22 protein-coding genes are annotated in these 23,596 nt (G+C 63.0%); 13 read left to right on the top strand and 9 right to left on the bottom strand.

Annotated elements, in window-relative coordinates:
• Positions 1-6: 6 nt before the first annotated feature.
• The 6 genes from AC1D75_RS22835 to AC1D75_RS22860 form a co-directional block, all read right to left on the bottom strand.
• On the bottom strand, positions 7-1,233 hold the full coding sequence (locus AC1D75_RS22835) for an ABC transporter permease (protein ID WP_495517692.1): 1,227 nt from the start codon (positions 1,231-1,233) through the stop codon (positions 7-9).
• Positions 1,233-2,129: an ABC transporter ATP-binding protein gene (locus tag AC1D75_RS22840; protein WP_495517591.1), complete on the bottom strand. Its 897-nt coding sequence runs from the start codon at positions 2,127-2,129 to the stop codon at positions 1,233-1,235. Before AC1D75_RS22840 ends, AC1D75_RS22835 begins: the two co-directional genes overlap by 1 nt.
• Positions 2,126-2,770 carry a hypothetical protein gene (locus AC1D75_RS22845; protein ID WP_495517592.1) on the bottom strand — a complete coding sequence of 215 codons (645 nt, stop codon included), beginning with the start codon at positions 2,768-2,770 and terminating at the stop codon, positions 2,126-2,128. The genes AC1D75_RS22840 and AC1D75_RS22845 overlap by 4 nt, the downstream gene beginning before the upstream one ends.
• On the bottom strand, positions 2,767-3,045 hold the full coding sequence (locus AC1D75_RS22850) for a helix-turn-helix transcriptional regulator (protein WP_495517593.1): 279 nt from the start codon (positions 3,043-3,045) through the stop codon (positions 2,767-2,769). Before AC1D75_RS22850 ends, AC1D75_RS22845 begins: the two co-directional genes overlap by 4 nt.
• A 112-nt stretch (positions 3,046-3,157) precedes the next feature.
• Complete coding sequence (locus tag AC1D75_RS22855) at positions 3,158-4,159, bottom strand: esterase/lipase family protein (RefSeq protein WP_495517594.1); 1,002 nt, start codon at positions 4,157-4,159, stop codon at positions 3,158-3,160.
• Positions 4,160-4,256: 97 nt separating this feature from the next.
• Positions 4,257-5,375, bottom strand: a complete 1,119-nt coding sequence (locus AC1D75_RS22860) for an NAD(P)-binding domain-containing protein (RefSeq protein WP_495517595.1) — start codon at positions 5,373-5,375, stop codon at positions 4,257-4,259.
• 28 nt (positions 5,376-5,403) lie between these two features.
• Here AC1D75_RS22860 and AC1D75_RS22865 point away from each other — a divergent pair, with 28 nt between their 5' ends.
• Positions 5,404-6,135, top strand: a complete 732-nt coding sequence (locus AC1D75_RS22865; protein WP_495517596.1) for an enoyl-CoA hydratase — start codon at positions 5,404-5,406, stop codon at positions 6,133-6,135.
• Positions 6,136-6,198: 63 nt separating this feature from the next.
• On the opposite strand, the gene AC1D75_RS22870 is transcribed toward AC1D75_RS22865, so the two are convergent.
• On the bottom strand, positions 6,199-7,761 hold the full coding sequence (locus AC1D75_RS22870; protein ID WP_495517597.1) for a D-alanyl-D-alanine carboxypeptidase/D-alanyl-D-alanine-endopeptidase: 1,563 nt from the start codon (positions 7,759-7,761) through the stop codon (positions 6,199-6,201).
• 211 nt (positions 7,762-7,972) lie between these two features.
• Between AC1D75_RS22870 and AC1D75_RS22875 the strand changes: the two genes are divergently transcribed.
• Positions 7,973-9,673 carry a serine hydrolase gene (locus AC1D75_RS22875; RefSeq protein ID WP_495517598.1) on the top strand — a complete coding sequence of 567 codons (1,701 nt, stop codon included), beginning with the start codon at positions 7,973-7,975 and terminating at the stop codon, positions 9,671-9,673.
• Positions 9,674-9,716: 43 nt separating this feature from the next.
• Here AC1D75_RS22875 and AC1D75_RS22880 read toward each other — a convergent pair whose 3' ends face one another.
• A complete protein-coding gene (locus AC1D75_RS22880) occupies positions 9,717-9,962 on the bottom strand; it encodes a hypothetical protein (protein WP_495517599.1) in 246 nt (81 codons plus the stop codon).
• Here AC1D75_RS22880 and AC1D75_RS22885 point away from each other — a divergent pair.
• The 3 genes from AC1D75_RS22885 (at position 9,961) to AC1D75_RS22895 (ending at position 12,642) form a co-directional block, all read left to right on the top strand.
• The gene (locus AC1D75_RS22885) at positions 9,961-11,100 is read left to right on the top strand and encodes a serine hydrolase domain-containing protein (RefSeq protein WP_495517600.1); all 1,140 of its coding nucleotides are present in this window, start codon (positions 9,961-9,963) and stop codon (positions 11,098-11,100) included. The two genes, AC1D75_RS22880 and AC1D75_RS22885, sit on opposite strands and share 2 nt — an antisense overlap.
• A 116-nt stretch (positions 11,101-11,216) precedes the next feature.
• Complete coding sequence (locus AC1D75_RS22890) at positions 11,217-11,870, top strand: PadR family transcriptional regulator (protein WP_495517601.1); 654 nt, start codon at positions 11,217-11,219, stop codon at positions 11,868-11,870.
• Between the two features lie 118 nt (positions 11,871-11,988).
• Entirely contained in the window at positions 11,989-12,642 is a 654-nt protein-coding gene (locus tag AC1D75_RS22895; protein WP_495517602.1) for an SDR family oxidoreductase, read from the top strand.
• 91 nt (positions 12,643-12,733) lie between these two features.
• On the opposite strand, the gene AC1D75_RS22900 is transcribed toward AC1D75_RS22895, so the two are convergent.
• Complete coding sequence (locus AC1D75_RS22900; RefSeq protein WP_495517693.1) at positions 12,734-14,104, bottom strand: ABC transporter substrate-binding protein; 1,371 nt, start codon at positions 14,102-14,104, stop codon at positions 12,734-12,736.
• Positions 14,105-14,917: 813 nt separating this feature from the next.
• On the opposite strand from AC1D75_RS22900, the gene AC1D75_RS22905 reads away from it, so the two are divergent.
• Genes AC1D75_RS22905 through AC1D75_RS22940 form a run of 8 tightly spaced genes read left to right on the top strand, consistent with a single transcriptional unit; the run spans position 14,918 to position 23,589 of the window.
• A complete protein-coding gene (locus AC1D75_RS22905) occupies positions 14,918-15,727 on the top strand; it encodes an MlaE family ABC transporter permease (protein ID WP_495517603.1) in 810 nt (269 codons plus the stop codon).
• A 10-nt stretch (positions 15,728-15,737) separates the two neighbouring features.
• Positions 15,738-16,583 carry an MlaE family ABC transporter permease gene (locus tag AC1D75_RS22910; RefSeq protein WP_495517604.1) on the top strand — a complete coding sequence of 282 codons (846 nt, stop codon included), beginning with the start codon at positions 15,738-15,740 and terminating at the stop codon, positions 16,581-16,583.
• Positions 16,584-16,593: 10 nt separating this feature from the next.
• Positions 16,594-17,754, top strand: a complete 1,161-nt coding sequence (locus AC1D75_RS22915) for an MCE family protein (protein ID WP_495517605.1) — start codon at positions 16,594-16,596, stop codon at positions 17,752-17,754.
• Positions 17,751-18,776 carry an MCE family protein gene (locus AC1D75_RS22920; protein WP_495517606.1) on the top strand — a complete coding sequence of 342 codons (1,026 nt, stop codon included), beginning with the start codon at positions 17,751-17,753 and terminating at the stop codon, positions 18,774-18,776. Before AC1D75_RS22915 ends, AC1D75_RS22920 begins: the two co-directional genes overlap by 4 nt.
• Position 18,777: 1 nt before the next feature.
• Positions 18,778-19,848 carry an MCE family protein gene (locus AC1D75_RS22925; RefSeq protein ID WP_495517607.1) on the top strand — a complete coding sequence of 357 codons (1,071 nt, stop codon included), beginning with the start codon at positions 18,778-18,780 and terminating at the stop codon, positions 19,846-19,848.
• Positions 19,845-21,089, top strand: coding sequence for an MCE family protein (locus AC1D75_RS22930; RefSeq protein WP_495517608.1), 1,245 nt, complete (start codon positions 19,845-19,847; stop codon positions 21,087-21,089). Before AC1D75_RS22925 ends, AC1D75_RS22930 begins: the two co-directional genes overlap by 4 nt.
• Positions 21,086-22,207 carry an MCE family protein gene (locus AC1D75_RS22935; protein WP_495517609.1) on the top strand — a complete coding sequence of 374 codons (1,122 nt, stop codon included), beginning with the start codon at positions 21,086-21,088 and terminating at the stop codon, positions 22,205-22,207. Before AC1D75_RS22930 ends, AC1D75_RS22935 begins: the two co-directional genes overlap by 4 nt.
• The gene (locus AC1D75_RS22940; RefSeq protein ID WP_495517694.1) at positions 22,207-23,589 is read left to right on the top strand and encodes an MCE family protein; all 1,383 of its coding nucleotides are present in this window, start codon (positions 22,207-22,209) and stop codon (positions 23,587-23,589) included. The genes AC1D75_RS22935 and AC1D75_RS22940 overlap by 1 nt, the downstream gene beginning before the upstream one ends.
• Positions 23,590-23,596: the final 7 nt, after the last annotated feature.

The raw sequence follows: 23,596 nt of genomic DNA on the forward strand, positions 1-23,596 counted from the left end.
TCGGGATCAGCCTTTGATCGCTTCGATCCACTTGACCCGCGCACCGGTGCGCAAGACGTTGCGCTGGTAGATCCGGGCCGCGAACCAGGTGGCCAGCGCGCAGGCGAGGAACATCAACACCGCGCTACCGATGATCTGGAACATCGACGCATCCCCGGTGGCAATGCGGATCGGCATGATGGACGCCGAGAAGGGTGGGATCCAGGCCAGGGTCTGCATGAGTGTGCTGTCGAGGGCATTGATGCCGAAGATCGCCGCGTAGATGACCGCCATCGCGAGAATCGTCAGAGGTGCCGAACTCGACCCGAGTTCTTCCTGCCGCGACACCACCGCACCGGTGGCGGCGTACAGCGTGGCGAAGAACAGGAATCCGAGGACAAACCAGACGAGCACCGCGACAAACATGGACCCGGCAGCTGAGGGCACGTCGAGCAGTCCCGTTGCCAGAGCGGTGATCAGCGCGGCTCCGCCGAGGACGATCACCTGCGCAAACGCCATCGCCCCGATGCCGATGATCTTGCCCCACAGCAGATGTAGGGGCTTGATCGTGGCCAGGAGGATCTCGACGACCCGTGATGTCTTTTCCTCGACGACTCCGCCTGCGACCATGCCGCCGCCCTGCAGCACTGCGAACATCAGTAGTGACATGCCGGTCAGTGCTACGGCGATACGTTGTCCCTCATCGGGTTTGGCCGGTTTGGTCTCGGTGATCGTCAGGGATGAGTCGGCACTGATGGTGGAGAGGTCGACATCCTGCTGTGCCAGAGCCTTACTCAGCCCGTCTTGGCTGACGGCGGTCCGTAGGACGCCTTCGAGGGTTCCGTCGAGATCGTCTTTGGTGATGGCCTCGTAGTTGTTCCCCGAACCAGGGACCAGCGCGACCTTCACGTCACCGTCTTCGGCCTGCTGCCGGGCGTCGTCAGGGTTGCCGATCGGAACGATCTCGATCTTCTCGCCGGAGGCGTCTCCGATCGCAACGATGGTCTGTGAGATCTGTGGGTCGTCGCCGACCAGACCCACCTTCGTGGGTTTGCTGTTGCCGGTGAACATCGACAGCACGATGATGCCGGCCACGATCACCACGAGCAGCAGAACGTTGGTGATGACAAACGATTTGGTTGCGGCGCGCGTGGTGATCTCACGGCCGGCGACAAGCCGGATCGCGCGCCAGGCGCCGAGTCGCTGAGTGTTCGTTGACGTTGAATTGTCGATTTTGAAAGGACTATCGGTGATCACGCGCTTACCACCTCACGGAACAGTTCGGTCAGGTCGGGTTTGGAGATGGCGAAGTGTGTCACCGGGCCGGTGCTCAACGCGGTCGCGAGCACTGCCTGCTCGTCGCCCTCAGGCGTCATCGTGACAGTGGTTGTGGTGCCGTTGTGGTTGCTGCTCTGAACACCCGGGATCCGGTCGGCCCACCCGGGAGGTGCTTGCGGCGCAACAACATCGAGCCGGATGTCGCCGGTGGAACGCAGTTCGTTCACGGTCCCAAGTGCGCGCATCGTGCCTTTGGTGATGATGCCGACCCGGTCGCAGAGTCGTTGCACGAGATCGAGCTGGTGGCTCGAGAAGATGACCGGAACACCCTGCGCGGCCTTTTCTTCGAGAACCTCACTCATCACGTCGACGGCGACCGGGTCGAGTCCCGAGAAGGGTTCGTCGAGAACGAGCACGTCTGGGTCGTGGACCAGCGCCGCAGCCAATTGCACGCGCTGCTGGTTGCCCAGACTCAGGTTGTTGACGTCATCGTTGATGCGCTCGGCGATACCCAGTCGCTCGACCCAACGTTCGACCTGGCTGTCGGCCTCGCGGCGAGAGAGCCCGTGCAGCTGGGCGAAGAAGGAAAGCTGTTTGCCCACCTTCATTTTCGGGTAGAGACCTCGCTCTTCGGGCATGTATCCGATACGGCGGCGGGTGTCGAGGTCGATGGGGGAGTCACCGAGCAGGACGCGCCCCGAGTCCGCGGACAGGACACCGAGGATGATGCGCATCGTGGTCGATTTGCCGGCACCGTTGGATCCGACGAAGCCGAAGATCTCGCCGGGGGCGACGGAAAAGCTCATGTTGTCCAGGGCGACGAGGGATCCGTATCGCTTGGTCAATCTGTCGACGATCAACGGGTCTGTCATGTATCCAATCCTTCTGTGGTGGTGACATTCCGGGTTTCGGATAGGTGTGCTTGCATGTCGTCGGGCAGGTCGTAGACGGCGTAGTCCTCCGGGTCGGGATCGTTGAGCCACCAGGCGAGCAAGCACGTGGGAAGGCAGGTGCCGGCCACCAGCAGGACGATCAGCAAGGTGCCTGCGCCGTAGACCACCTGGCCACTGACGCTGTCGCCGAAGGAGACCACGATCAGCACCAGGTAGGGGATGAACATGGTCACCCAGAGCGCCGTGTATGCGAGCGAACGCGCCGCGTTGCGGGTGGCCAGCTGGATTTCGTCGAGCGCTCCTGCGGGTGCATCGCTGACGTTCAAGGTGATCGCACGCAAGATGTACAGGACCGGCAGGAAGACAAGACAGATCAGCACTATGTACGGAAGCCCGAACCAACTGGTGAAAAAGGCGGCGATGCTGCACGCGAGGACGAGTATCCAGGTGATGACCAGCGTGACGACCAATCGTCTGGCGGAGCGACGATTACGCAGGCGGGGAAAGCGGGTGCCCCAGCGGCGCAGGAACTTCTCATGACTCCTGGCCTGCCACGACTCGTAACCACGCCACCAGCCGGGCTTCGCCGATTCCGGGATCGGGGAGTTCGGATGGTTCATCGTGCCCCTCCATAGTCATTGCGGTACAACTGTTCTGACATGGCGCCGAACTCGTGCCTGCTGAAGACCGCCTCCACCGGAAGGTGGAAGACATCGCAGATCCGAAATGCCAGATCGAGGCTCGGGTAGTTGTCGCCCCGTTCGAGTGATCCGATGGATTGGACGTTGACCCCCACCAGTTCAGCGAGCTGTGCCCGAGACATCCGCCGCTCGGCGCGCAGTACGCCGATGCGATTGTGGATCGGCAGATGTCCTGCCTTTTTCACGGGGCTCACCTGTGACAGTGTTGTGAAAACACAATAATATGTCAAAGAATCGCACTAATTCGTTGCTGGAACAGTTGGTGATACTCGCAAATCGATGGCTGAACAGGTCAGCTGGAGGAGCTCAGGAATTCTCGGCGATGATCATGTTCGGGATTCCGTCACCCAGTGCCACCGGGACGCATTGGTCGGTGAACCCAGCCGCTGGATCGAGGGCGGCCAACACGAGGGCGATGGTGAACTCGTCGTAGGGCATCCGGAAGTGACCGCTCTGATCGGCGGGGCACAGATCCTGCACGATGACGTTGGTCGCGGCCCGGTCCCGAAGCGCCACATTGGTCACCGGTTGGATGACCTCATCGACTCGCGATGCGATCGTGGTGTATTCGACTCCGGGCACAGTGTCAGCGGGAGAGTTCAGATCGTTGAGGAACGGCGAACCCTGGGCCTGCTGCCACAACGCCGTGGACACCAACTCTCTTGGAGGGATCTTGGCAGCGACCTCCATCGCACCAGGGATCAGTGCGGCGAGGGGAACGAGACCGTACAGCGAACTCCCGTAGGAAGGTGACGCCAGACCCACCCACCGACCGACTACCTGAGCCCCGCCGAGCTTGTTGATGAAGTATCGGCCGACCGTGGCTCCCTGCGAGTACCCGACGATGTCGACGTCGGCGGATCCGGTGGCGGACAGGACGTCGTCGACAAATACCGCGACCTGTGTGGAGCTCGCCGTGATGTCCTCGGTTCCGAAGTTGGCCGTACCGGGTTGCCCGCCGTAGTTGAGCGCGAACACGCAGTAGCCGGCAACGACCAGTCGCGGGCCGATGGCGGCGTAATCGGAATATGCGGTCGAGTCGGTGCCGTGCAGCAACACCACCGGGCGCGGATGCTCCTTCGAAGGAACGCAGGTGAAGTCGTTCACTCCCGCTGGGACCGAACCGGGATTCTGGCGAACGTACCGCGAGGCGTCTGCATGGGTGACCTGCGCCGGGCCGGTCAGGCGCGGGACCTGCGAGGTCGAGGTGGTCGCGGCGCCGTCGGGTTCAGCATTGGCGAGGCTGGGCGAGGCGACACCGACGGCGAGGACAGCAGCAGCAATCAGCGTGAGACGAAACGTGTGCATGTGTCACCATCCGGCATCGTGTTGCTCCAGCTTTGTCTCAATGCCAATTGCAGCACTCTGTTCGGGTCTGTGCAGCAGAACCGGGTGCCGGCGACGCTCATCGGGTCGTGAGAAGTTCTTGCACCACCCGCGCTGCTTCGCGTCCGGCCCGGTTGGCGCCGATCGTCGATGCAGAGGGTCCGTAACCGAGTAGTTGTAGCTGTGGCAGTGCCTCGACCACTGTGGCCAGACGCCCCGTCATGACGATCCCACCCCCGGGCGCCCGTAACCGCAGAGGAGCCAGATGATCGAGTGCACTCCGAAAACCGGTGCACCAGAGGATGATGTCGACGTCCAGATGCTGCAGCGGCTCGCCTTCGTTCGCGCAGTCCCAGCAGACCCCGCCGGGCGTGATGCGGGTGAACATCGGCCGCCAATCCAGGATCCCGTCTGCCTGTGCGGCCCGGATCGAATCGGTCACCGGTAGTCCGGTCACCGACACCACCGACCCCGGGGGCAACCCTGCTCGGACCCGCTCCTCGACCCGTGCCACCGCAGCGCGTCCGAGGTCGGGGGAGAACGGTGCATCAGTGAACTTCGGTTCGGTGCGGCTGCACCAGAACGTCTGGACTCCCTCGGCGTTGCCGGCGATCTCGATGAGGAGCTGAACTGCGGATATACCGGCTCCGACCACCAGGACCCGCTTGCCTGCGAAGTCGGTGGGGTTTCGGTAATCGTGTGTGTGCAGCTGGGTGCCGGTGAAGGTCTCGATGCCTGCGACGTAGGGAACGAACGGGCGGTCCCAGGTGCCGGTGGCATTGATGATGGTGCGTGCGGAGATCTCGTGTCCGTCGGCGGTGGCGACCTGGAATTCCTCGCCGTGATGTGTCACCGATCGGACGTCGACCGGCCGATGTACGTCGAGGTCGAACTTCTGCTCGTAGTGAGCGAAGTAGTCCCGCACCGCGGTGGCGGCAGGCCACTGATCGCACTCCATGCCCAAAGCCTCTGACAGGCCCAACCCGGGCAGGTCGTGAACGCCGTTGGCGCCGGCCAAAGTCAATGTCGGCCAGCGGAATTGCCATGCTCCGCCGGGGCCGGGCGAGTGATCGACCATCAGCGTCCGAGACCGCAGGCCGAACTTGCCCAGGTAATAGCCGGCGGACAGCCCCGCCTGTCCGCCGCCGATGACCAGGACATCGGTCTCGGTGGAATCGCCGAAAGGGTTCGCGTTCACAATCGAACAGTAGCGGTACGCTGACCTGATGATTGGGACCAGCCGAGACGGCGACGTGCTGACCATCGAATTGCAGCGCGAGCAGCAGCGGAATGCGTTGAACCACGAAATGGTCGAGGCGTTGGCGGATGCATTGGGCGACGCTGCCGATTCTGGTGCGCGAGCCGTGATTCTGACCGGGGCCGGCAGTGTTTTCTGCGCTGGGGCCGATCTCTCGGGTCCTGTCTACGAGCAGTCATTCCTCGACAAATTGCTGGCGACGTTGCGATTGATCGAGGACATTCCGATGCCGGTGATCGCAGCCCTCAACGGCCCTGCGCTCGGGGCCGGTTTGCAGTTGGCGCTCGCCGCCGACCTACGGGTCATGTCTCCGTCGTCCTTCTGTGCCATTCCGGCGGCGAAAATCGGTGTCACGGTGGATGAATGGACGATCAAGCGTCTTGTCTCCCTGGCCGGTGCCGGAGATGCGGCGGGGATCCTGCTCGGCTGCGAATCGATGAGTGCCGAGAGGGCGCACGTGGTCGGGTTCGCCAACCGGATCGGTGATCTCGGGGAGGCCCAGCGGTGGGCTGCGATGATCGCGACCCTTGCTCCGCTGACGCTGCGGCACTACAAGTTGGTCCTGGGCGACGATGGCGCGCGCGACGAACCCCCCGCAGAGCACGTCGCCGCAATGGTGCTTGCGTGGCAGAGCAACGACATGGCCGAAGGTCGGGCGGCCCGCTCCGAGAAACGCCCGCCCATCTTCACCGGCAGCTGAGCACTGCACCGGTTCGGTGAGATCGCCCCCGGTGCACGGCGACCCGGCGCTGCAACAGCACACTCAATTCTCTTGCGCCTGTTGAAAAGCTGCCGCCACCATACCGACGTCGTCGCCGACCTGGAACACCCCGCGCGGTAGGTCGGGGAAGACGGCGTTGCTCACAGCGGTCACGAAGAGCAGCCGGCGGCCATCACCGACGTCAAGGTAGCCGGACAGGCCTTGCGTGGTGATCACCAGACGTTCGGTGCCCGGTTCGACATCGGCAGAGGTGGACGTCTTGCCGATCACCTTTCCTTTGGCCGGGCTGTCCACACCGACCCCGGACAGCGACCCGCGCTCACCCAGGATGGGTTGCCCACTCCAGAATGTATCCGCCCAGGATTGACCGTTCACCCACTTCAACCAGGTGGCGACGGCGGTGGGGGTCGCGGACGACGGGTCACCGCCCTGCCCGTCCATGATCACGAAGTCTGATGCGGGGACTCCGGCGTCGGTCGCCAGATCGCGGATCGCAGGCAATCCGTCCGCGCACTTGTCGGAGCCCGCCTCGACGGCCAGCAGGCAGACAAAGGTATTGGCCCCGGTGTTGTAACTCGTTGCCAGGATCATGCCGCCCGCTTCGCCGAGCGGGGCCGAGTCGAGCGTCGCAAGCCGCAGGTCGTCCTGATAACTGCCCTGCGGCGGAAGGACAGCTGCATTGTTGACCTTCGACGTTGTGTCAATCGTAATACCGTTGCGCTGCAACGCCTCTATGAACAGCTGGCGCGCCCAGCTCGACGCGTCGGTGATGCGGTAGACGGTCAGCGAGGTCTTGCCCGCCGGAACCGATCCGGTCACCCGGAGCAACGTCGGATCGACCTCATCCGCGGCGACCTTCAGGGTGGAGTCGCTGTCAGCGGCGCCGGTGGTCACCTGTGCGTCGACGGTGAACAGGCCATTGCCCGGAAGCATCTCGATCGTGGCAGGCTGCCCGGGTTCGCCGGGCTGTGCCTGGATATCGACGAGGTTGTCGTTGACAAAGATCGACGGCACCTTGCCTTCGACGGTGTCGTAGGTTTCCCAGAGGCGCGGATCGATCAGCACGTCGCCGTCGATGCGCGTGACTCCTGATGCGGCAACCTGCTGCGCCATCGCATCGAGTCCGGCGAGCGGATTGCCCGGCGCCAGGACCGCACCGGGGAGTGCGTCGGCGTAGACGTGATCGATTCCCTCTGTGGCGAAGTCGAATTGATCCTGGTCGGCATTGCGCCCGCCGAGTGCCAGGTCGCCGGATCCGACGAGTACCAGGTCACCGGTCAGGGTGCCGCCCACCGGTGCCGCCGTCGCGTAGACGGGGGTCGTGATGGTGCGGTCGACACCGAGGTCGTTGAAAACCGTTCCGACTGTGAAGTGTTTGGTCTGCGACGCAAGGAACATGAAGGTGTCGGCTTGATTGCTGTAGATGACCTCGTCGGTCTCGGGGTCGATCACCAGATATGACCACCGCGCCGCGGTGTACGGATCGGTTTCCATGATCGCGGTGGCGTCGGCCGGTATCGCCTGGCCCTGGGTTCTGTTCGGCGCGGACGTGCCCGACGAGTCGCCGGAGCAGGCGGCTGCCAGCAGCATGCCGGCGGCAGTCACGATCGCCAGAAACGTTCGAGCTGTGCGCGTTCGGCGACGTCGTCCTGGCATGAGGCACCAACTTTCCGTGTCGGGTCGACGCCGCGCAGCACGCTCAGCGAACGTTCCATCTCAGCGCAACCTACTCTATTTGGTGCAAATTGCATACTGCACTTTGCACCAAACTGAGGTACTGTCGGTGCACCGGCGTGCCCAGGACAGCCCTCGCTGGATGAGTAGTCCGCGCGCCGTCCGTGACGCCGGAGCCGCCGGATGGAGCAACATGGTCACCCGAACCACACCCAACCCACCGTCGCATCGACGTCAACGTGCCCGGATATATGCCTGCACGGCAATAACTTTCGGCACAGTGGTCGTACTCGCGCTGGCAGGATGCAGTTCATCGTCGAATGATTCGTCCACCAGCTCGATGGCCGAGGTCCCACCGAGTGTGCCGGACGCCCAGCTCGACCGGGCCGACGTCGACGGGGCCATCGGCCGGCTCGACGGTTACGTCGAGAACATCATGGCCGATACCGGCGCTCCGGGTGTGGCCGTGGCAGTCGTCTACAAGGGCGAAGTGCTGTACGCCAAGGGGTTTGGCGTCCGGAAGGTCGGTGAACCAGGCAAGGTCGACACGAGCACCATGTTCCAGCTGGCGTCGGTGTCGAAGCCCCTGGCGTCGAGTGTCGTGGCGACCGTCGTCGGCGACGGGAAGATCGCTTGGGACGACCCGGTGATAACCCATGAGCCGGGCTTCGCCGTGGCCGATCCGTATGTCACCGCCAACGCAACGTACACCGATCTGATGTCGCACCGATCGGGCCTGCCCGACCACGCCGGCGACCTGCTCGAGGACCTCGGCTACACGTATCCCGAGACGATCAGCCGACTCAACCAGGTTCCGCTGTACCGCTTCCGCGACCACTACGACTACACCAACTACGGATTCTCGATCGCCGGGAACGCTGCGGCCAACGCCGAGGGCATGACGTGGGCGGACCTGTCGGAGCAGAAGATCTACGAACCACTTGGGATGGAGAACACGACCTCCCGGTACGACGAGTGGCTGAACTCCCCCAACCGCGCGTTCAACCATCAGCTCATCGACCCCGACGCCAAGACCTGGGAGGCGAAGTACGTCAGCAATCCCGCGGAGCAGGCGCCGGCCGGTGGCGCCATGTCGTCGGTCGATGACATGGCCAAGTGGGTTCAGATGGAACTTGCGGACGGCATGTTCAACGGGCAGCAGATCGTCGATCCTGAAGAGCTGCAGTTCACCCACCAGGCTCATTCTTTCTCCCACCCCTCCACCACCCCTGGTGCGCGAGACAGCTTCTACGGCATCGGGTTCAACGTCAACACCGACGACCACGGTCGAGTGCAGATCGGGCACGCCGGCGCCTTTGCGCTCGGCGCCAGCACCGACGTCAAGATGCTGCCCAGTGAGCAACTCGGGATCGTCGTACTCGCCAACACGGCGCCGGTCGGGGTGTCGGAGACATTGACGGCTCAGTTCCTCGACTACGTGAGCAACGGCAAGCTGACGGTGGATTGGCCGCCCTTTGTAGCCGAGCAGTTCAAGATGGTCATCGCCTCCGGGCGCTCAGACGTCGACTACGCCACCCCACCGGCCGATGCCGCGCCGGCCCGCCCGGCGAGCGACTACACCGGGATGTACACCAGCCCGTTCTACGGCCCTGCCGAGGTGGTCGCGGAGGGCAACAACCTGGTCCTGCGGATCGGCAAAGATCTGCAACAGAGCTACCCGCTCACCCACTACGTCGGCGACACCTACTGGTTCGAGCCGGCCGGCGAAAACGCCGCGGGCCCAACGGGTGCCGAGTTCACCGTCGCCGGACCGGCCAGTTCGTTGACCATCGAGTATCTCGACAAAGACGACCTCGGCACCTTCACGCGAGCGCCACAATGAGTTCCCCACGCTGTGGAAACCACCGCAGCGAGGTCCGGTGAGATCACCACTCGAGGAGAAGGATTATGTCCCCACTAGAAGCAGGTCCGCGGGCCACACGACGGCGTCGACCGAGCCGCGCCAAGCCGGCGGCACTGGCCGTGCTGCTGTCGGCGGCGCTGGTCGCCACCGCATGCTCGGACGATTCGGACAGTTCGTCCTCGTCGAGCACTGCGGCGAGTACGGGAACATCCACGAGCTCGAGCGGATCATCGAACAGCGCACTCGTGCCGTTCGACACCGCGGCCATGGACAAAGCGATCGACGAACTCGCCACGGAGTACCGCGAGATCGGCATGATGGTGCTGATCCGTACGCCGGACGGTGAGTACGTCAAGTCGTTCGGCACAACCGCCAGTGACTCGACCGATGCGCCAACCCTGGACACGAAGGTACGCATCGGCTCGAACACGAAGACCTGGACCGGTACCGCGATCATGCAGCTGGTCCAGGAAGGCAAGATTTCCGTCGACGACCCGGTCAGCAAGTACCGTCCCGATGTCCCCAACGGCGACAACATCACCATCGGTCAGCTGCTGAACATGCGCAGCGGGCTGTACAACTACACCGAGACAGTCGAACTCAATCAAGCGCTCGACAACGAACCCGAAAAGGTGTGGACACCAGAGCAATTGCTGGCGCTGGCGTTCGCCAATCCCCCCTATTTCCCGCCGGGCGACGGATATCACTACTCCAACACCAACACGGTGTTGCTCGGACTCATCGCCGAAGAGCTCGACGGCAAGCCGATCGCCCAGATCTTCCAGGATCGGTTCTTCAGCAAGCTCGCAATGACGGGTAGCTCGTTCCCCGCCAACACCGACACCGCAATCCCCGCGCCCTATTCCAGCGGCTACTCCTACAGCGGCAATATCGAGACGCTCGGCGAAGGCAAAGAGTCCCTGTCGCCGGAGCGGATCGCGGCCATCGAGGCCGGGACGGTGAAGCCACGGGTGACCACCAACGACAACCCGTCGTGGACCTGGTCGGCCGGACAGGGCATCGCGACCGCCAACGACCTGGCCATCTGGGTGAAGGCCATGGGCGACGGCGAACTGCTCGACGAGGCGACGCAGAAGCTTCGGATGGACAGTGTGCAGCCCAGTGACCCGGATAAGCCGGAAGGGGCCGGGTACGGATACGGAATCGCTCAAATGGGCCCCATGTACGGGCACATCGGTGAGATGCCGGGGTACAACTCGTTCATGGGCTACGACCCGGTCAACGACGTGACCATGGTGGTGTGGGCGAATCTCGCGCCGACCATCGACGGCCAGGCCGCCGCCGCGCGCGTGGCCGGGGAACTCGTCCCGTTCATCTATGCCAAGCCGGGCGCGGACACCGACGACGACATCGACGATACGGCCGACGACACCAGCGGCGGGTAGGTTCGCGCTGGTTGAACAGGTGATATGAGGTGCCCGACGGTGCGATCGGGCACCTCATATTCCTGTTGCTACGCTAACGGCTGCTTTTATTAATTTGCCAGTCCGGGAGGGTTGCTGTGCCACAAGGCGACCTCAACACGATGTCGTATGCCATCCTCGGCATACTGGCGCCTCGGGACTGGTCGGCCTACGAAGTGGCCGAACAAATCGGCCGAGGCATGTCGGAGATCGTTCCGCGGGCCGATCGGCAGCGGTACAACGCCCCCAAGAAGCTGGTCGCGCGTGGTCTGGTGGCAGCCCGCACCGAATCCACCGGCTCGCAGCGCAGCCGGACCGTGTACTCGATCACCCCGGAAGGCCGCGCCGCCCTCGCTGAGTGGATGTCGACTGAAACCCGCGCTCCGTCGATGGAATTCGAAGGTCTGCTGCGGGTGTGCGTGGCGGAGCAGGGCACCATCGACGACTTGCGGAACACCCTTCGCACCGTCCGTGCACAGGCCGAGATGAAACGGCAGATCTTCGTCGGCAACGCGAAGCTGCTCATCGTTCCCGGCGCAGGATCGTTTCCCAGCCGTCAGCATCTGCTGGCGTTCGCTGCCAAGTACATGGTCGGCCACTTCACCCACATCATCTCCTGGGTCGATTGGATGCTGGCCGAAATCGAGACCTGGCCCGACACCACCAGTCCCGTCACCACGCATGCCGATCGCATCCGCGAAGTTCTGGAAGAGATCATTCGCGACTACTCGCAGGACGGTGCCGGCGACTAGTGTCGCGGTCGTTGAACGCCCCCGCACGGCGCGGATGACTGGAATGCCGACGGGGTCGGCCTTGTTGCACTACAAAGTGCCCAACAGAGTGCGAGTCAACGACGACGGAGGGATTCACATGTCAAAGATCGCCATTATCGGAGGTCACGGCAAGATTGCGCGCAAGCTGGCGAAACTGCTGGCCGGCGAAGGCCACCAGGTCAGCGCGTTGATCCGTAACCCCGACCAATCCGACGACATCAGGGCGACCGGTGCGATACCGGTGATCGCCGACATCGAGAACCTGTCGACCGATGAGATCGGTGAGGTCATCAAGGGCCACGATGCCGTGGTGTTCTCCGCAGGCGCCGGTGGCGGTAGTCCGGAGCGCACGTACGCCGTCGACCGGGACGCCGCGATCCGGAGTATCGACGCTGCACTGAAGGTCGACGTACCCCGATTCGTCATGGTGTCGTACTTTGGCGCGGGCCCGGATCATGGTGTTCCCGAAGACAATTCGTTCTACGCCTACGCCGAGGCCAAGGCAGCGGCTGATCAGTATCTCCGGGGCACCACGCTGCTGTGGACGATTGTGGGTCCCGGTGCGCTCACCGACGAGCCCGGTACCGGACGTATCGCGACCAAGGAACGTGGCGCAGACGCCTCTGAAGTGAGCCGTGACGATGTGGCAGCCGTACTTGCCGCCGTCCTCGAAACGCCGTCGAGTGTCGGCACGACCATCGAGTTCGTCAACGGTGAGACCCCGATCGCGGACGCGGTCAAGGGCGTCTGACCGACTCGAATCAAGCCAAACCGGTCAGAATCGGGGGTTGCGGATCCACCGCAACCCCCGATTCTTGTGCCGGGGAGATCTTTCGGCTGGGCTACTGCACGTCGTCCATGCTCTTCCCGACATCTGCCAACGTCATCGGCTGCGGGTAGTCACCGGTGTATTTGTGTACCGGGATATTGCAGCGGTATGGACCCTGGTCTGCTCCGAAATCGGGGGCTATCCAACCATCGGGTTCGGCTTCGGCAACGTTGAAGCAGGGCGTCGGTGGCACGGGCTGCGCCAAATTCCGGGCCGTGTGCAGGCCACCCCCGGTCCACGCGGTCTCTTGCTTCGCCGTGTTGTACACACAGGTCCGGGTCAGGTCGTCGCCACAACTTGCCGCGGATTTGGCGAACAGCAACCACGATGACATCGCACGGATGGACGGCAACGTCAGGTTGGCGTCCGGCGCGTACTCGTCGTAGAGCGCCAGCAGATCCTGCATTGCCGGCTCGTCGCTGTTGAGCGGCAGGTTGCCGCCGAGATCGAGATAGTTGTTCTGGAAATCAATCGACGTTCCGGCGAGTTCGATGAACTCCGGGCCATAGGCGTTGTTGTTGGTGTCGATCCAGTCGAGTTTGTAATCCATTCCGGTCAAGACGGTTTCGAGTTTCGCGAGCTGCCGGAAGTCGCCATAGAACAGCAGGCCCTTGACGCCCTTGCTCTTGATCGTCTGTGCGTAGGGCGTCCAATCGGACACGCCCATCGCCGGGTACAGGTCGTTGTAGACAAATGTGCCACCCGCGGCCTCCACGGCTTCGACGGCCTGTTCGCCGAGGACCTTCGTGACGGGGGAGTCGCCATTGACGAAGCCGATCGCGGATTTCGATTCCGGGTAGGCGTCGTTGATCAGCCAGCTCCGGAATCCGTAATACGGGTCGTATCCCTGGGTGAGGCTGGGATCGGCACTGATCTCGAGGTCGGAACCGGCAGAGGTGAGCTGCGCAACCTGGGCTGGGAAGCTCGGCAGTAGGCAGTTCAAACGTTCCTTGACGCCGAGGCCGTCCAGGCCGCTACCGCCACCGACGAGTACGAAATCCTCGCTGCAGGCGGTCACCATCTGCTGGCGCGCCTCCATGAACTTGGCGTCACGTGTGTTGGCCACGATCTTGCGTCCATTGATGCCGCCCTGAGCGTTACACCAGGAGGTGAAGACCTTCGCCGCGTTGACGAACTCGGGGTTCTGGGTGAATCCCAGGTCGGTGAAGACTCCGACCTGGATCTCGGTGTCAGTGACTCCTTGCGTGGGTGAGCCTGCGGCCGAGCCGGATTGGCATACGTCTGTCAGGTCGCCGAACGTAGATGAAACCGTATCGGCCGATCCGGTTCCACCCCCGCCGCCACCGTCGTCTTCACCATCATCTCCGCCGCGATCACTGCATCCGGCAACCATCAGCACGGCCGCCATCGCGACGACCAGCATGCGATGTGTTCTCAACTGACATCCTCCTCCGACGGACACCCGATGTGATTGGGGAGGCTCGGGTGTCTGGTTGTGGCCAGGTCCAGATGACCCGTACTGCGGGAGCCGCGTTCTCGGGTGACGTTCGCCGGTACTCCCGATCTCGCCGATGGACGTCGCCGACTCCAGGGGAAGGACCGGCCCAGCAGGGCTGTTCTCCTACGCGGGAGTTGGGCTCTTGCAGATGTGCGGAGCATATATCGGACCGCTGTCGACTGATGCCGGATTCAGAATTCGGCTGCATTCTTGTTGGGACACTGCGTAATCCACGTATTGAGGTCCGATATCGGCAATTCGGGGGACGGGGCAGGCGGATACGGGCGCGAGCGGCTCCCCGGTGTTTCGAGAAATCTCTCCGGTTTTGCTCACACCGTCTACTTATGCGTGTAAGTTCAGCCTCGCAGGCAGATGTCGAGGGTGTCACGTCCTCGCTGCGCCCGCCGGTATGAGTGTCTTCAGGACGCGAAAGGGGTGGTTGATACCTCTGGTGGTCAGTGCTGACTGCTGGTCGAAATCGACTGGGCTGCAACAGTAATTGTGTGGCCGAACGCTCGACCGTACTTGTGTGATGGTTTACGGCCCGCAGCCCGGGCGGGGGTGGCCTTACGGGTTTTGCCAAATCGGCTGGCAGGCAATGTCATCGAGCATGAGGTGATGTGGCGGCCGAATCAGGTTTCTTGCACAGCGAGGTGAGCGGATGCAATCACCAAGGATGTCGATCGGGTGGGGAATTGGTTGGCATGCAGAGGCTGTCGGCGATGGTGAGGCATTCTGATGGCCGGATGGCAACGCAGTAGCACCGGCCGGTCCGGGGGATATCGCGGCCCCAAACTGTCCGGTCCGTTCGAATCGGTCGGTGGCCTGTTCATGATGTCGGCGGATGCGGTGAAGTTCCTGTTCCGCAGACCCTTTCAGGGTAAGGAGACGCTCGAACAGTCCTGGTTCGTGGCGCGCATATCGCTGGTTCCCACACTGCTCGTCGCGATTCCGTTCACGGTTCTGGTCAGCTTCACCCTGAACATTCTTCTTCGTGAACTCGGCGCCGCCGATTTGAGCGGTGCTGGCGCGGCCTTCGGTGCGATCACGCAGGTCGGCCCGATGGTCACCGTCCTGATCGTGGCGGGCTCCGGGGCCACCGCCATGTGCGCGGACCTCGGATCGCGGACCATCCGTGAAGAGATCGACGCCATGGAAGTCCTCGGGATCAATCCGGTGCAGCGACTGGTGACGCCGCGGATGGTCGCGTCGGGACTGGTTGCGCTGCTGCTCAACAGTCTTGTCTGCATCATCGGGGTGGTCGGGGGCTACGTCTTCTCCGTGTTTGTCCAGAATGTCAATCCCGGTGCCTTCGCCTCCGGGATCACGTTGCTCACCGGGATCAACGAGGTGGTCATCTCGTCGATCAAAGCACTCCTGTTCGGCCTCATCGCAGGTCTGGTGGCGTGCTATCGGGGGCTCACCGTCACTGGTGGCGCGAAGTCGGTGGGCAATGCGGTCAACGAAACGGTTGTGTACGCGTTCATGGCGTTGTTCGTGGTCAACGTCGTGGTCACCGCGGTCGGCGTCCAGCTGACCGCCGGATGAGGGGGATGGCATGACACCGAGCACGTTGCACGGCCGGACGGTCCGGGAACTGAACCGGCCGGTGAAGACGCTCGGCGGAATCGGAGATCACACGATCTTCTATGCGAAGGCGCTGATCGGGTCTCCGCGCGCGGCGTGGCAATACAAACGAGAGACGCTCCGGTTGATCGCCGAGACCAGCATGGGGGCAGGCAACCTCGCGGTGATCGGTGGGACCGTCGTGATAGTCGGGTTCCTGACACTTGCCACCGGCAGCACGCTGGCCGTCCAGGGCTATAGCTCGCTGGGTGACATCGGGATCGAGGCGCTGACCGGCTTCCTGTCGGCATTCATCAACGTGCGCATCGCTGCGCCGGTGGTGGTCGGAATCGGGCTCGCCGCCACCTTCGGTGCCGGTGCCACAGCACAATTGGGTGCGATGCGGATCAACGAGGAGATCGACGCCCTGGAGTCCATGGGCATCGACCCGATGAAGTACGTGGTCGGTACCCGGATCATCGCGGGGATGATCGTGCTGGCGCCGCTGTACGCGATCGCGCTGACGGCGTCGTTTGTTGCCTGCTGGTTCACCACCGTGGTGATCCTCGGCCAATCCTCAGGGCTGTATCAGCACTACTTTTCGACCTTTCTGAACCCGATCGATCTCCTGTGGTCGTTCCTGCAGGCATTCCTGATGGCCTTGATGATCATGTTGATCCACACCTACTTCGGCTTCTTTGCCAGTGGGGGTCCGGCCGGAGTGGGTGTGGCGGTCGGCAATGCGGTGCGGATGTCGCTGATCGCGGTTGTCTCGGTTACCTTGCTGGTCTCGTTGGCCGTCTACGGTTCCAACGGCAACTTCAACCTGTCGGGATAGGCGAAACAGTATGTCGCCTAATGTACTTCGACCATTGGTCGGTCTGGGATCGATACTCCTGGTTGTCGCGGTCCTGATTGTCGCCGTGACCATGTTCCGGGGTGGCTTCACCGATACCGTCCGCGTCACTGTCCTGTCGCCACGTGCGGGTCTGGTCATGTATCCGGACGCGAAGGTTCAGATGCGGGGCGTCACGGTCGGCCGGGTCAGTTCGATCGATTCATTGCCCGACGGTCAGGCCTCGATCGAACTCGCGATGAATCCGTCCCAGCTGCAGGATATCCCGGACAACGTTGGTGTCGAGATCGCGTCATCGACGGTGTTCGGGGCGAAGTTCGTCGAGTTCCTGCCCCCGGAGAATCCATCATCGAAACCGATGTACGCCGGCCAAGTGCTCGATTCCCGCAGGGTCACAGTGGAACTCAACACTGTCTTCGAACAGCTGACGTCCGTTCTGTCCCAGATCGAACCTGACAAGCTGAACGAGACCCTGGGTGCGATCTCCACGGCCCTGAGTGGACGTGGCGATCAGGTCGGCCAGATGCTGGTGGACTTCGATACGTTCCTCGCCGCGGTTGAACCGGGGCTGCCGGCGCTCGAGCGCGACCTCGAGATGGCTCCGGAGGTCCTCGAGACCTATGCTGATGCCGCGCCCGCTCTGGTCACCACCGTCGACAATGCGACCGGCCTGAGTCAGTCGATCGTCGAGGAGCAACAGAACCTGGATGCGTTCTTGGCCAGCGTGATCGGGCTGGCGGACGTGGGGGACCGGGTGTTGCGCACCAACGGCCCGCTGCTCGATTCGATATCGGCGGTCCTCGTTCCGACCCTGGCACTGACCAACGAATACAACGAGTCCCTGACCTGCTCGCTGGACGGCATGGCCTACCTGGCCGATTCGTCGCCGGTCGACGTTCCCGGGCTCGGACTTTCCGCGAACTTTCTGTGGGGCACCGAGCCGTACAGGTACCCGAACAATTTGCCCAAAATCGCGGCGTCGGGCGGACCACAGTGTCAGGTGCTGCCGGTCGGCTATCAGGAAAAGCCCCCGTTTGTGGTCGCCGACGTCGGGGCGAATCCCTTTGCGGCCGACCGACGTGGCCTCGAGGTCAACGTCGAGAGCCTGCAGCGGGCACTGTTTGGTCCGATCATGGACGGCAGGGCGAGATGAGTGTCCTCCGGAGCCCGCAGGCGGTGAAGTTCGGGATCTTCGCAATTGTGATGATCGTGTTGTCGGCATTTCTGGTGGTGGTCTTCGGTGACTTTCGGACCGGCTCCACCCACAGCTATTCGGCACGCTTCGAGGATGTTTCAGAACTAGGGCCCGGGGACACCGTTCGGGTGGCAGGGGTGCGGGTGGGGACCGTGGAAGCTGTATCCCTGCAGGATGACCATCACGTGAAGGTCACCTTCAATGCGGATCGGAATGTACATCTGACCGCGGGCACACACGCCAGGGTCAAGTACCTCAATTTGGTGGGGGACCGGTACCTCGACCTCTCAGATGGGGCCGGATCGACCCGGATGTTGGCGCCGGGGGGCCAGATTCCCGAGCAGCAGACGGCGCCTGCACTCGACCTCGATGTTCTGCTGGGCGGATTGAAGCCGGTGATCGATGGTCTGCGGCCGCAGGAGGTCAACGGTCTGACGTCGTCGCTGCTGCAGATCATGCAAGGCCAGGAGGGAACGGTCGGATCACTGTTCGCCAAGACTTCCTCGTTTGTCTCGACACTGGCCGAGGACGGAGTGGTGATCGAGGATCTCATCGACAACCTGAACACGGTGATGGGCACGTTGGCGCGCAACGGTCCCGAGTTCTCGGCAACGGTTGAGCGACTCGACCAGCTGGTGGCCGAACTGGCGCAGCACCGTGATCCGATCGGTTCCGCCATCACGGCACTGGACGCCGGAACCGCCGCGGTGGCCGACCTGCTCACGCAGGCGCGGCCACCGCTGGCCGAATCGGTCGACGAACTCGCCAGGCTCGCCCCTCTGGTCGACGACGACAAAGGTCGTCTCGATACGGCACTGCAGAAGGCGCCGGAGAACTTCCGAAAGCTGGTGCGGACCGGCACATACGGCAACTTCATCCAGTACTTCATCTGTGCGATCACGGTCCGCGTGACCGATTCCTCGGGCGCGGTCGTGGTGCTGCCCTGGATCGAACAGACAACCGGGAGGTGCTCGCCCTGACATGCTGAAATATCGCGGTGGTCGCCTTGCCCGACACGGGTTCATCGGCGTGGTGTTGATCTGCCTGTTTGTGGCCGTGGGTCTGCAGGGGCAGAAATACATCACCTGGTTCACCTCCTTGCCGTACCAGGCACTGTTCGAAGAGGCCGGTGGTCTCCGATCAGGGGCCGACGTGGTGCTCTCGGGTGTGAAAGTCGGGACGGTGTCCAAGGTCTCGCTGGACGAAGGGGACGTCCGGGTCGAGTTCTGGGTGGACGACGGTGTTCGCCTCGGGACCGAGAGCACCGCACAGATCAAGACCGGATCCTTGTTGGGGAGGCGCATGCTGACCCTGGACAGTGTTGGTGGTGGCGTCCTGCACCCCTCGGATGTCATTCCACGCTCACGGACATCGTCGCCGTATTCGCTCAACGATGCGCTGGGAGACCTGACCACCAATGTCACCTCGATCGACACCGACGCCTTGAACCAGTCCCTGGACACGTTGTCGTCGACCATCGATCAGGTTGCGCCGCAACTGGGCCCGACGTTCGACGGATTGAGCGAACTGTCGCGGTCGATCAACGGCCGCAACGAATCGCTGCGTGACCTGCTGAGCAGTACCAGTGAGGTCACCTCGATACTGGCCGAACGCAGTGACGAACTGAATTCACTGATCCTCAATGCCAATTCGTTGCTGGGTGTTCTGGTGGACCGGCGCCAGGAGATCGTGGATCTGCTGGCCAACACCTCCGCTGTCGCTGCGCAGCTGTCGGGTCTCGTTGCCGACAACGAGGCGCAGTTGGCGCCCACCCTGGACCGGTTGAACTCTGTCGCAGCGCTGCTCGAGAAGAACAGGGACAACATCGGGCAGGCGATACCGGGTCTGGCGAAAGTCTCGCTCACCCAGGGTGAGGCGGTCTCCAGCGGCCCGTTCTACAACGCCTTTGTCGCCAACCTCATCGACGGCCACATGATCCAGCCGTTCATCAACAAAGCGTTCGGAATCGAACCGGGAGTACCGTTCCCGATCCCAGGGGGCCAGATCCCGGTTGGGGCCCCGGCTCAGACACCGGCGGGGCCGGGCCGATGACGCGCAAGCGGATCGTGGTGGCTCTCGTGGCGGTGGTGTTGCTGTCGACATTGCTTGCCGGCACGGTGTTCGCCTACCAGAAGACGTTCGGGCCCAGGTCGATCAGCGCGATCTTCACCACCGCGACCGGAATCTACAAAGGCGACGAGGTGCAGGTCGCGGGGGTGAAAGTCGGGTCGGTCGCCGGAATACACCCACAGGGGACTTCGGTCCGGCTCGACATGAAGGTCGATCGTGGTGTGAAAATCCCGGCAGACGCCCAGGCGATCATCATCGCCCAGAATCTGGTCGCCGATCGGGTGGTCGCGCTCACCCCGGCCTATCGGACCGAGGGCCCGGTCATGCCGGACGACGGTGTCATCCCACTCGAGCGGACCGGTGTGCCCATCGAATGGGACGAGATCAAGACCCAATTGACACGATTGGCAACAGATCTGGGTCCCAGTGGTGACATCTCGGAGAGCTCGGTGGGCCGCTTCATCGAAAGCACGGCCGACGCGATGGACGGCAACGGCGACAAACTCAGAGAGACGGTGAAGCAACTGTCGGGAGTGGGACGAATCCTGGCCGATGGCAGCGGCGACATCGTCGACATCATCACCAACCTGCAGACCTTTGTCACCACCCTGCGCAACAGCGACGAACAGATCGTCCAATTCGAGAACCGCCTCGCGACGGTGTCGAGTGTGCTCGACGAGAGCCGATCCGATCTTGATGCGGCACTGACAAATCTCTCGGTCGCGGTGGTGGAGGTCCAGCGGTTCGTGGCATCGAGCAGCAGCAAGGCAACCGAACAGGTACAGCGGTTGGTGAATGTGACGCAGAACCTGGTTGATCACCGGGCCGACATCGAGCAGTTGTTGCACGTGTTCCCGACGAGCATGGCCAACTTCTACAACATCTACAACCCCGACACCGGCACAGAAGCGGGGGTTTTCACGTTGAACAACTTCTCGAATCCCATCCAGTTCATCTGTTCCGGCGTTGCGGCGGTGGAGAACCTGACCTCAGAGGAGGGCGCAAAGAAATGTCGCGAGTACCTCGGTCCGGTCCTACCGCTCCTGGCGTTCAACTACCTGCCGTTCCCGCTCAATCCGCTCCTCGGCCCCACAGCTGATCCGAACAACATCATCTACACCGAGCCGGACCTCGTCCCGGCGAAGACGATGCCCACCAAGCCGGCAGCAGCGACGAATCCACTCGATGCGTTGCTCTTGCCGATCGAAAGGCGCCCGTCATGACACCCCGACGTATCGATCCACGCCTGCCGATGATCGTCGTATGTGTGGTGTTGACGGTTGCCGGATGCAGCTGGCAGGGCGTCAACTCATTACCGTTGCCCGGTACCGAAGGCCGTGGGTCTGATTCTCAGCTCTTCCACGTCCAGATGGCCGATGTCAGTACCCTCGTGTCGAATTCGCCGGTGATGATCGATGACGTGGTGGTCGGCAGCATCGGGGACATGACTGTTGTCGGCTGGCACGCGAATGTCGAAGTGTGGGTGAAGAAGGGTGTGGTGGTGCCCGGGAACGCGCAGGCCCACATCGGTCAGACGAGCCTGCTCGGCTCCAATCATCTGGAGCTCAATCCGCCGGTGGGTGCGCCACCGACCGGGCAACTCCCCGCAGGCGCCACGATTCCGATCGATGAGACGGCCACCTACCCGACCACCGAGCAAACCCTGGCGTCGGTCTCCACCATTGTCAACGGAGGCGGTCTCGGGGAGATCGACAACATAATCTCCTCCCTCAACACGGCTTTGAGCGGCCGGGAGGACGCGGTTCGTGACCTGATCACGCGGCTCGACACGTTTGTCGGTGCCCTCGACCAACAGCGCGCGAACATCGTGGCCACCATCGACAACGCCAATCGGCTCGCCGGAACATTTGCCACACAACGGGATGTCCTGGTCGGAGCCTTGGAGAAGATACCGCCCGCCCTGGAAGTCCTGGTGTCGGAGCGCCCGCAGATCACCACCGCACTCGACAAGCTCCGGGTGTTCAGTAACACCACCACCGGCGTTGTCGCGGCGGTCCAGGACGATCTGGTGACCGACCTGGAGAACCTGGCGCCCACTCTGCGATCTCTGGCCGACGTCGGCCCGCAACTGGACAAGGCCATCGCCTACGCGACCGTATATCCGTACGGTCAGAAGACGATTGATCGCGCTGTCCGTGGCGACTACATCAATCTCCATGCCACGGTCGACCTCACGGTCGAGCGGATGCAACGTGAACTCCTGCTGGGCACTCCGCTGGGAGATCCGAACGCGGTTGTTCAGGCAGCGGTCGGAGACCCGGGTTATGGCCGACACGTTCGGGATCCATTGAGCGCGCCGATCACCGGAGGTGAATCGTGATCCTCTCGGGTTTCGTCCGGTTCCAACTCGTCGCCTTTGCGCTCATGTCCACGGTCGCAATGGTGGTGATGCTGTTCTCCTACATGCAGATTCAGACCCAACTCGGAATCGGCCGGATGGTGGTGACCTTGGATCTGCCTGCGGCAGGAGGACTGTACCGGTTCGGAAACGTCACGTACCGGGGAGCCGAGGTCGGCAGGGTCGTGTCGGTGAGCCTGACCGACAGCGGTGTCCGGGCCTCGCTGTCGATCGACAGCGGCGCCCGGATCCCCGCGGATCTGCGGGCACAGGTGCGCAGCATGTCGGCCGTCGGTGAGCAGTATGTGGACCTGCGGCCCAACACGGACTCGGGGCCGTATCTCCATGACGGATCGGTGATCACCTCGGACAAGTCCGAGATCCCGCAGCCGGTCGGGCCGATGCTCGACGAACTCAGTGACCTCGTCGGAAGCATTCCGAAGGACAAACTGAACAGTCTCACCGAAGAGTTGTATCGGGGTCTCGGTGGTCAGCGTTTCGAGCTCCAATCGCTCATCGACACGTCTTCGAAACTCGCCGGCGACTTCAGCGACCTGGGGGACACGACCAGGACCCTGATCGAGGATGCGGAACCGTTGCTCTCCTCGCAGGTGCGCTCAGCAGATGCAATCGAGATCTGGAGTCGATCGCTGGCCGGTGTCACCGATCAACTGCGGACCAATGATCCGCAGATCCGCGCGATTCTCGCTTCCGGGCCGGGCTTTTCGGACGAGGTGACCGGTCTACTCGAATCGGTCGAGTTCACCTTGCCGATTCTGCTGGCGAATCTGACCTCGGTGGGTCAGCTCGCGGTGACCTACAACGCGGCTCTGGAGCAGCTGCTGGTGTTACTGCCGCCGTCCATCTCGATGATTCAGGCGGTCCAGCCCAAGAACAATGCGTCCGGGCTGGGCTTGGGAGACTTCCGGATCAGCGGTATCTCCGATCCGCCTGCCTGCACCGTCGGGTTCCTGCCGCCGGATCAGTGGCGTCCGCCGTCGGACACGACCACCATCGACACACCCGAAGGTCTGTACTGCAAGTTGCCGCAGGATTCCGACATCGCGGTGCGGGGTGCGCGGAACATCCCGTGCCTCGGCAATCCCGGTAAGCGCGCGGCGACTGCTGAATTGTGCAACAGCGATGAGGAGTTCGTACCTGTATCGCCGACGCAGCCCCTGCTCGGCGACTACCCGCCGGATCCGAATCTGCAGGCGCAGGGGATCACCCCCGCCGTGGCCGGGGCGCAGTACTCGCCGACCACGGGCACCTATGTCGGGCCCGATGGGGCGATGTACCAACAGACCGATCTCGCGGGCTCACAACCAAGGCCGACCTGGCAGGGCATGCTGCCGCAGGGATGACGCGAAC

This window comes from Williamsia sp. Y712 (assembly GCF_059445525.1).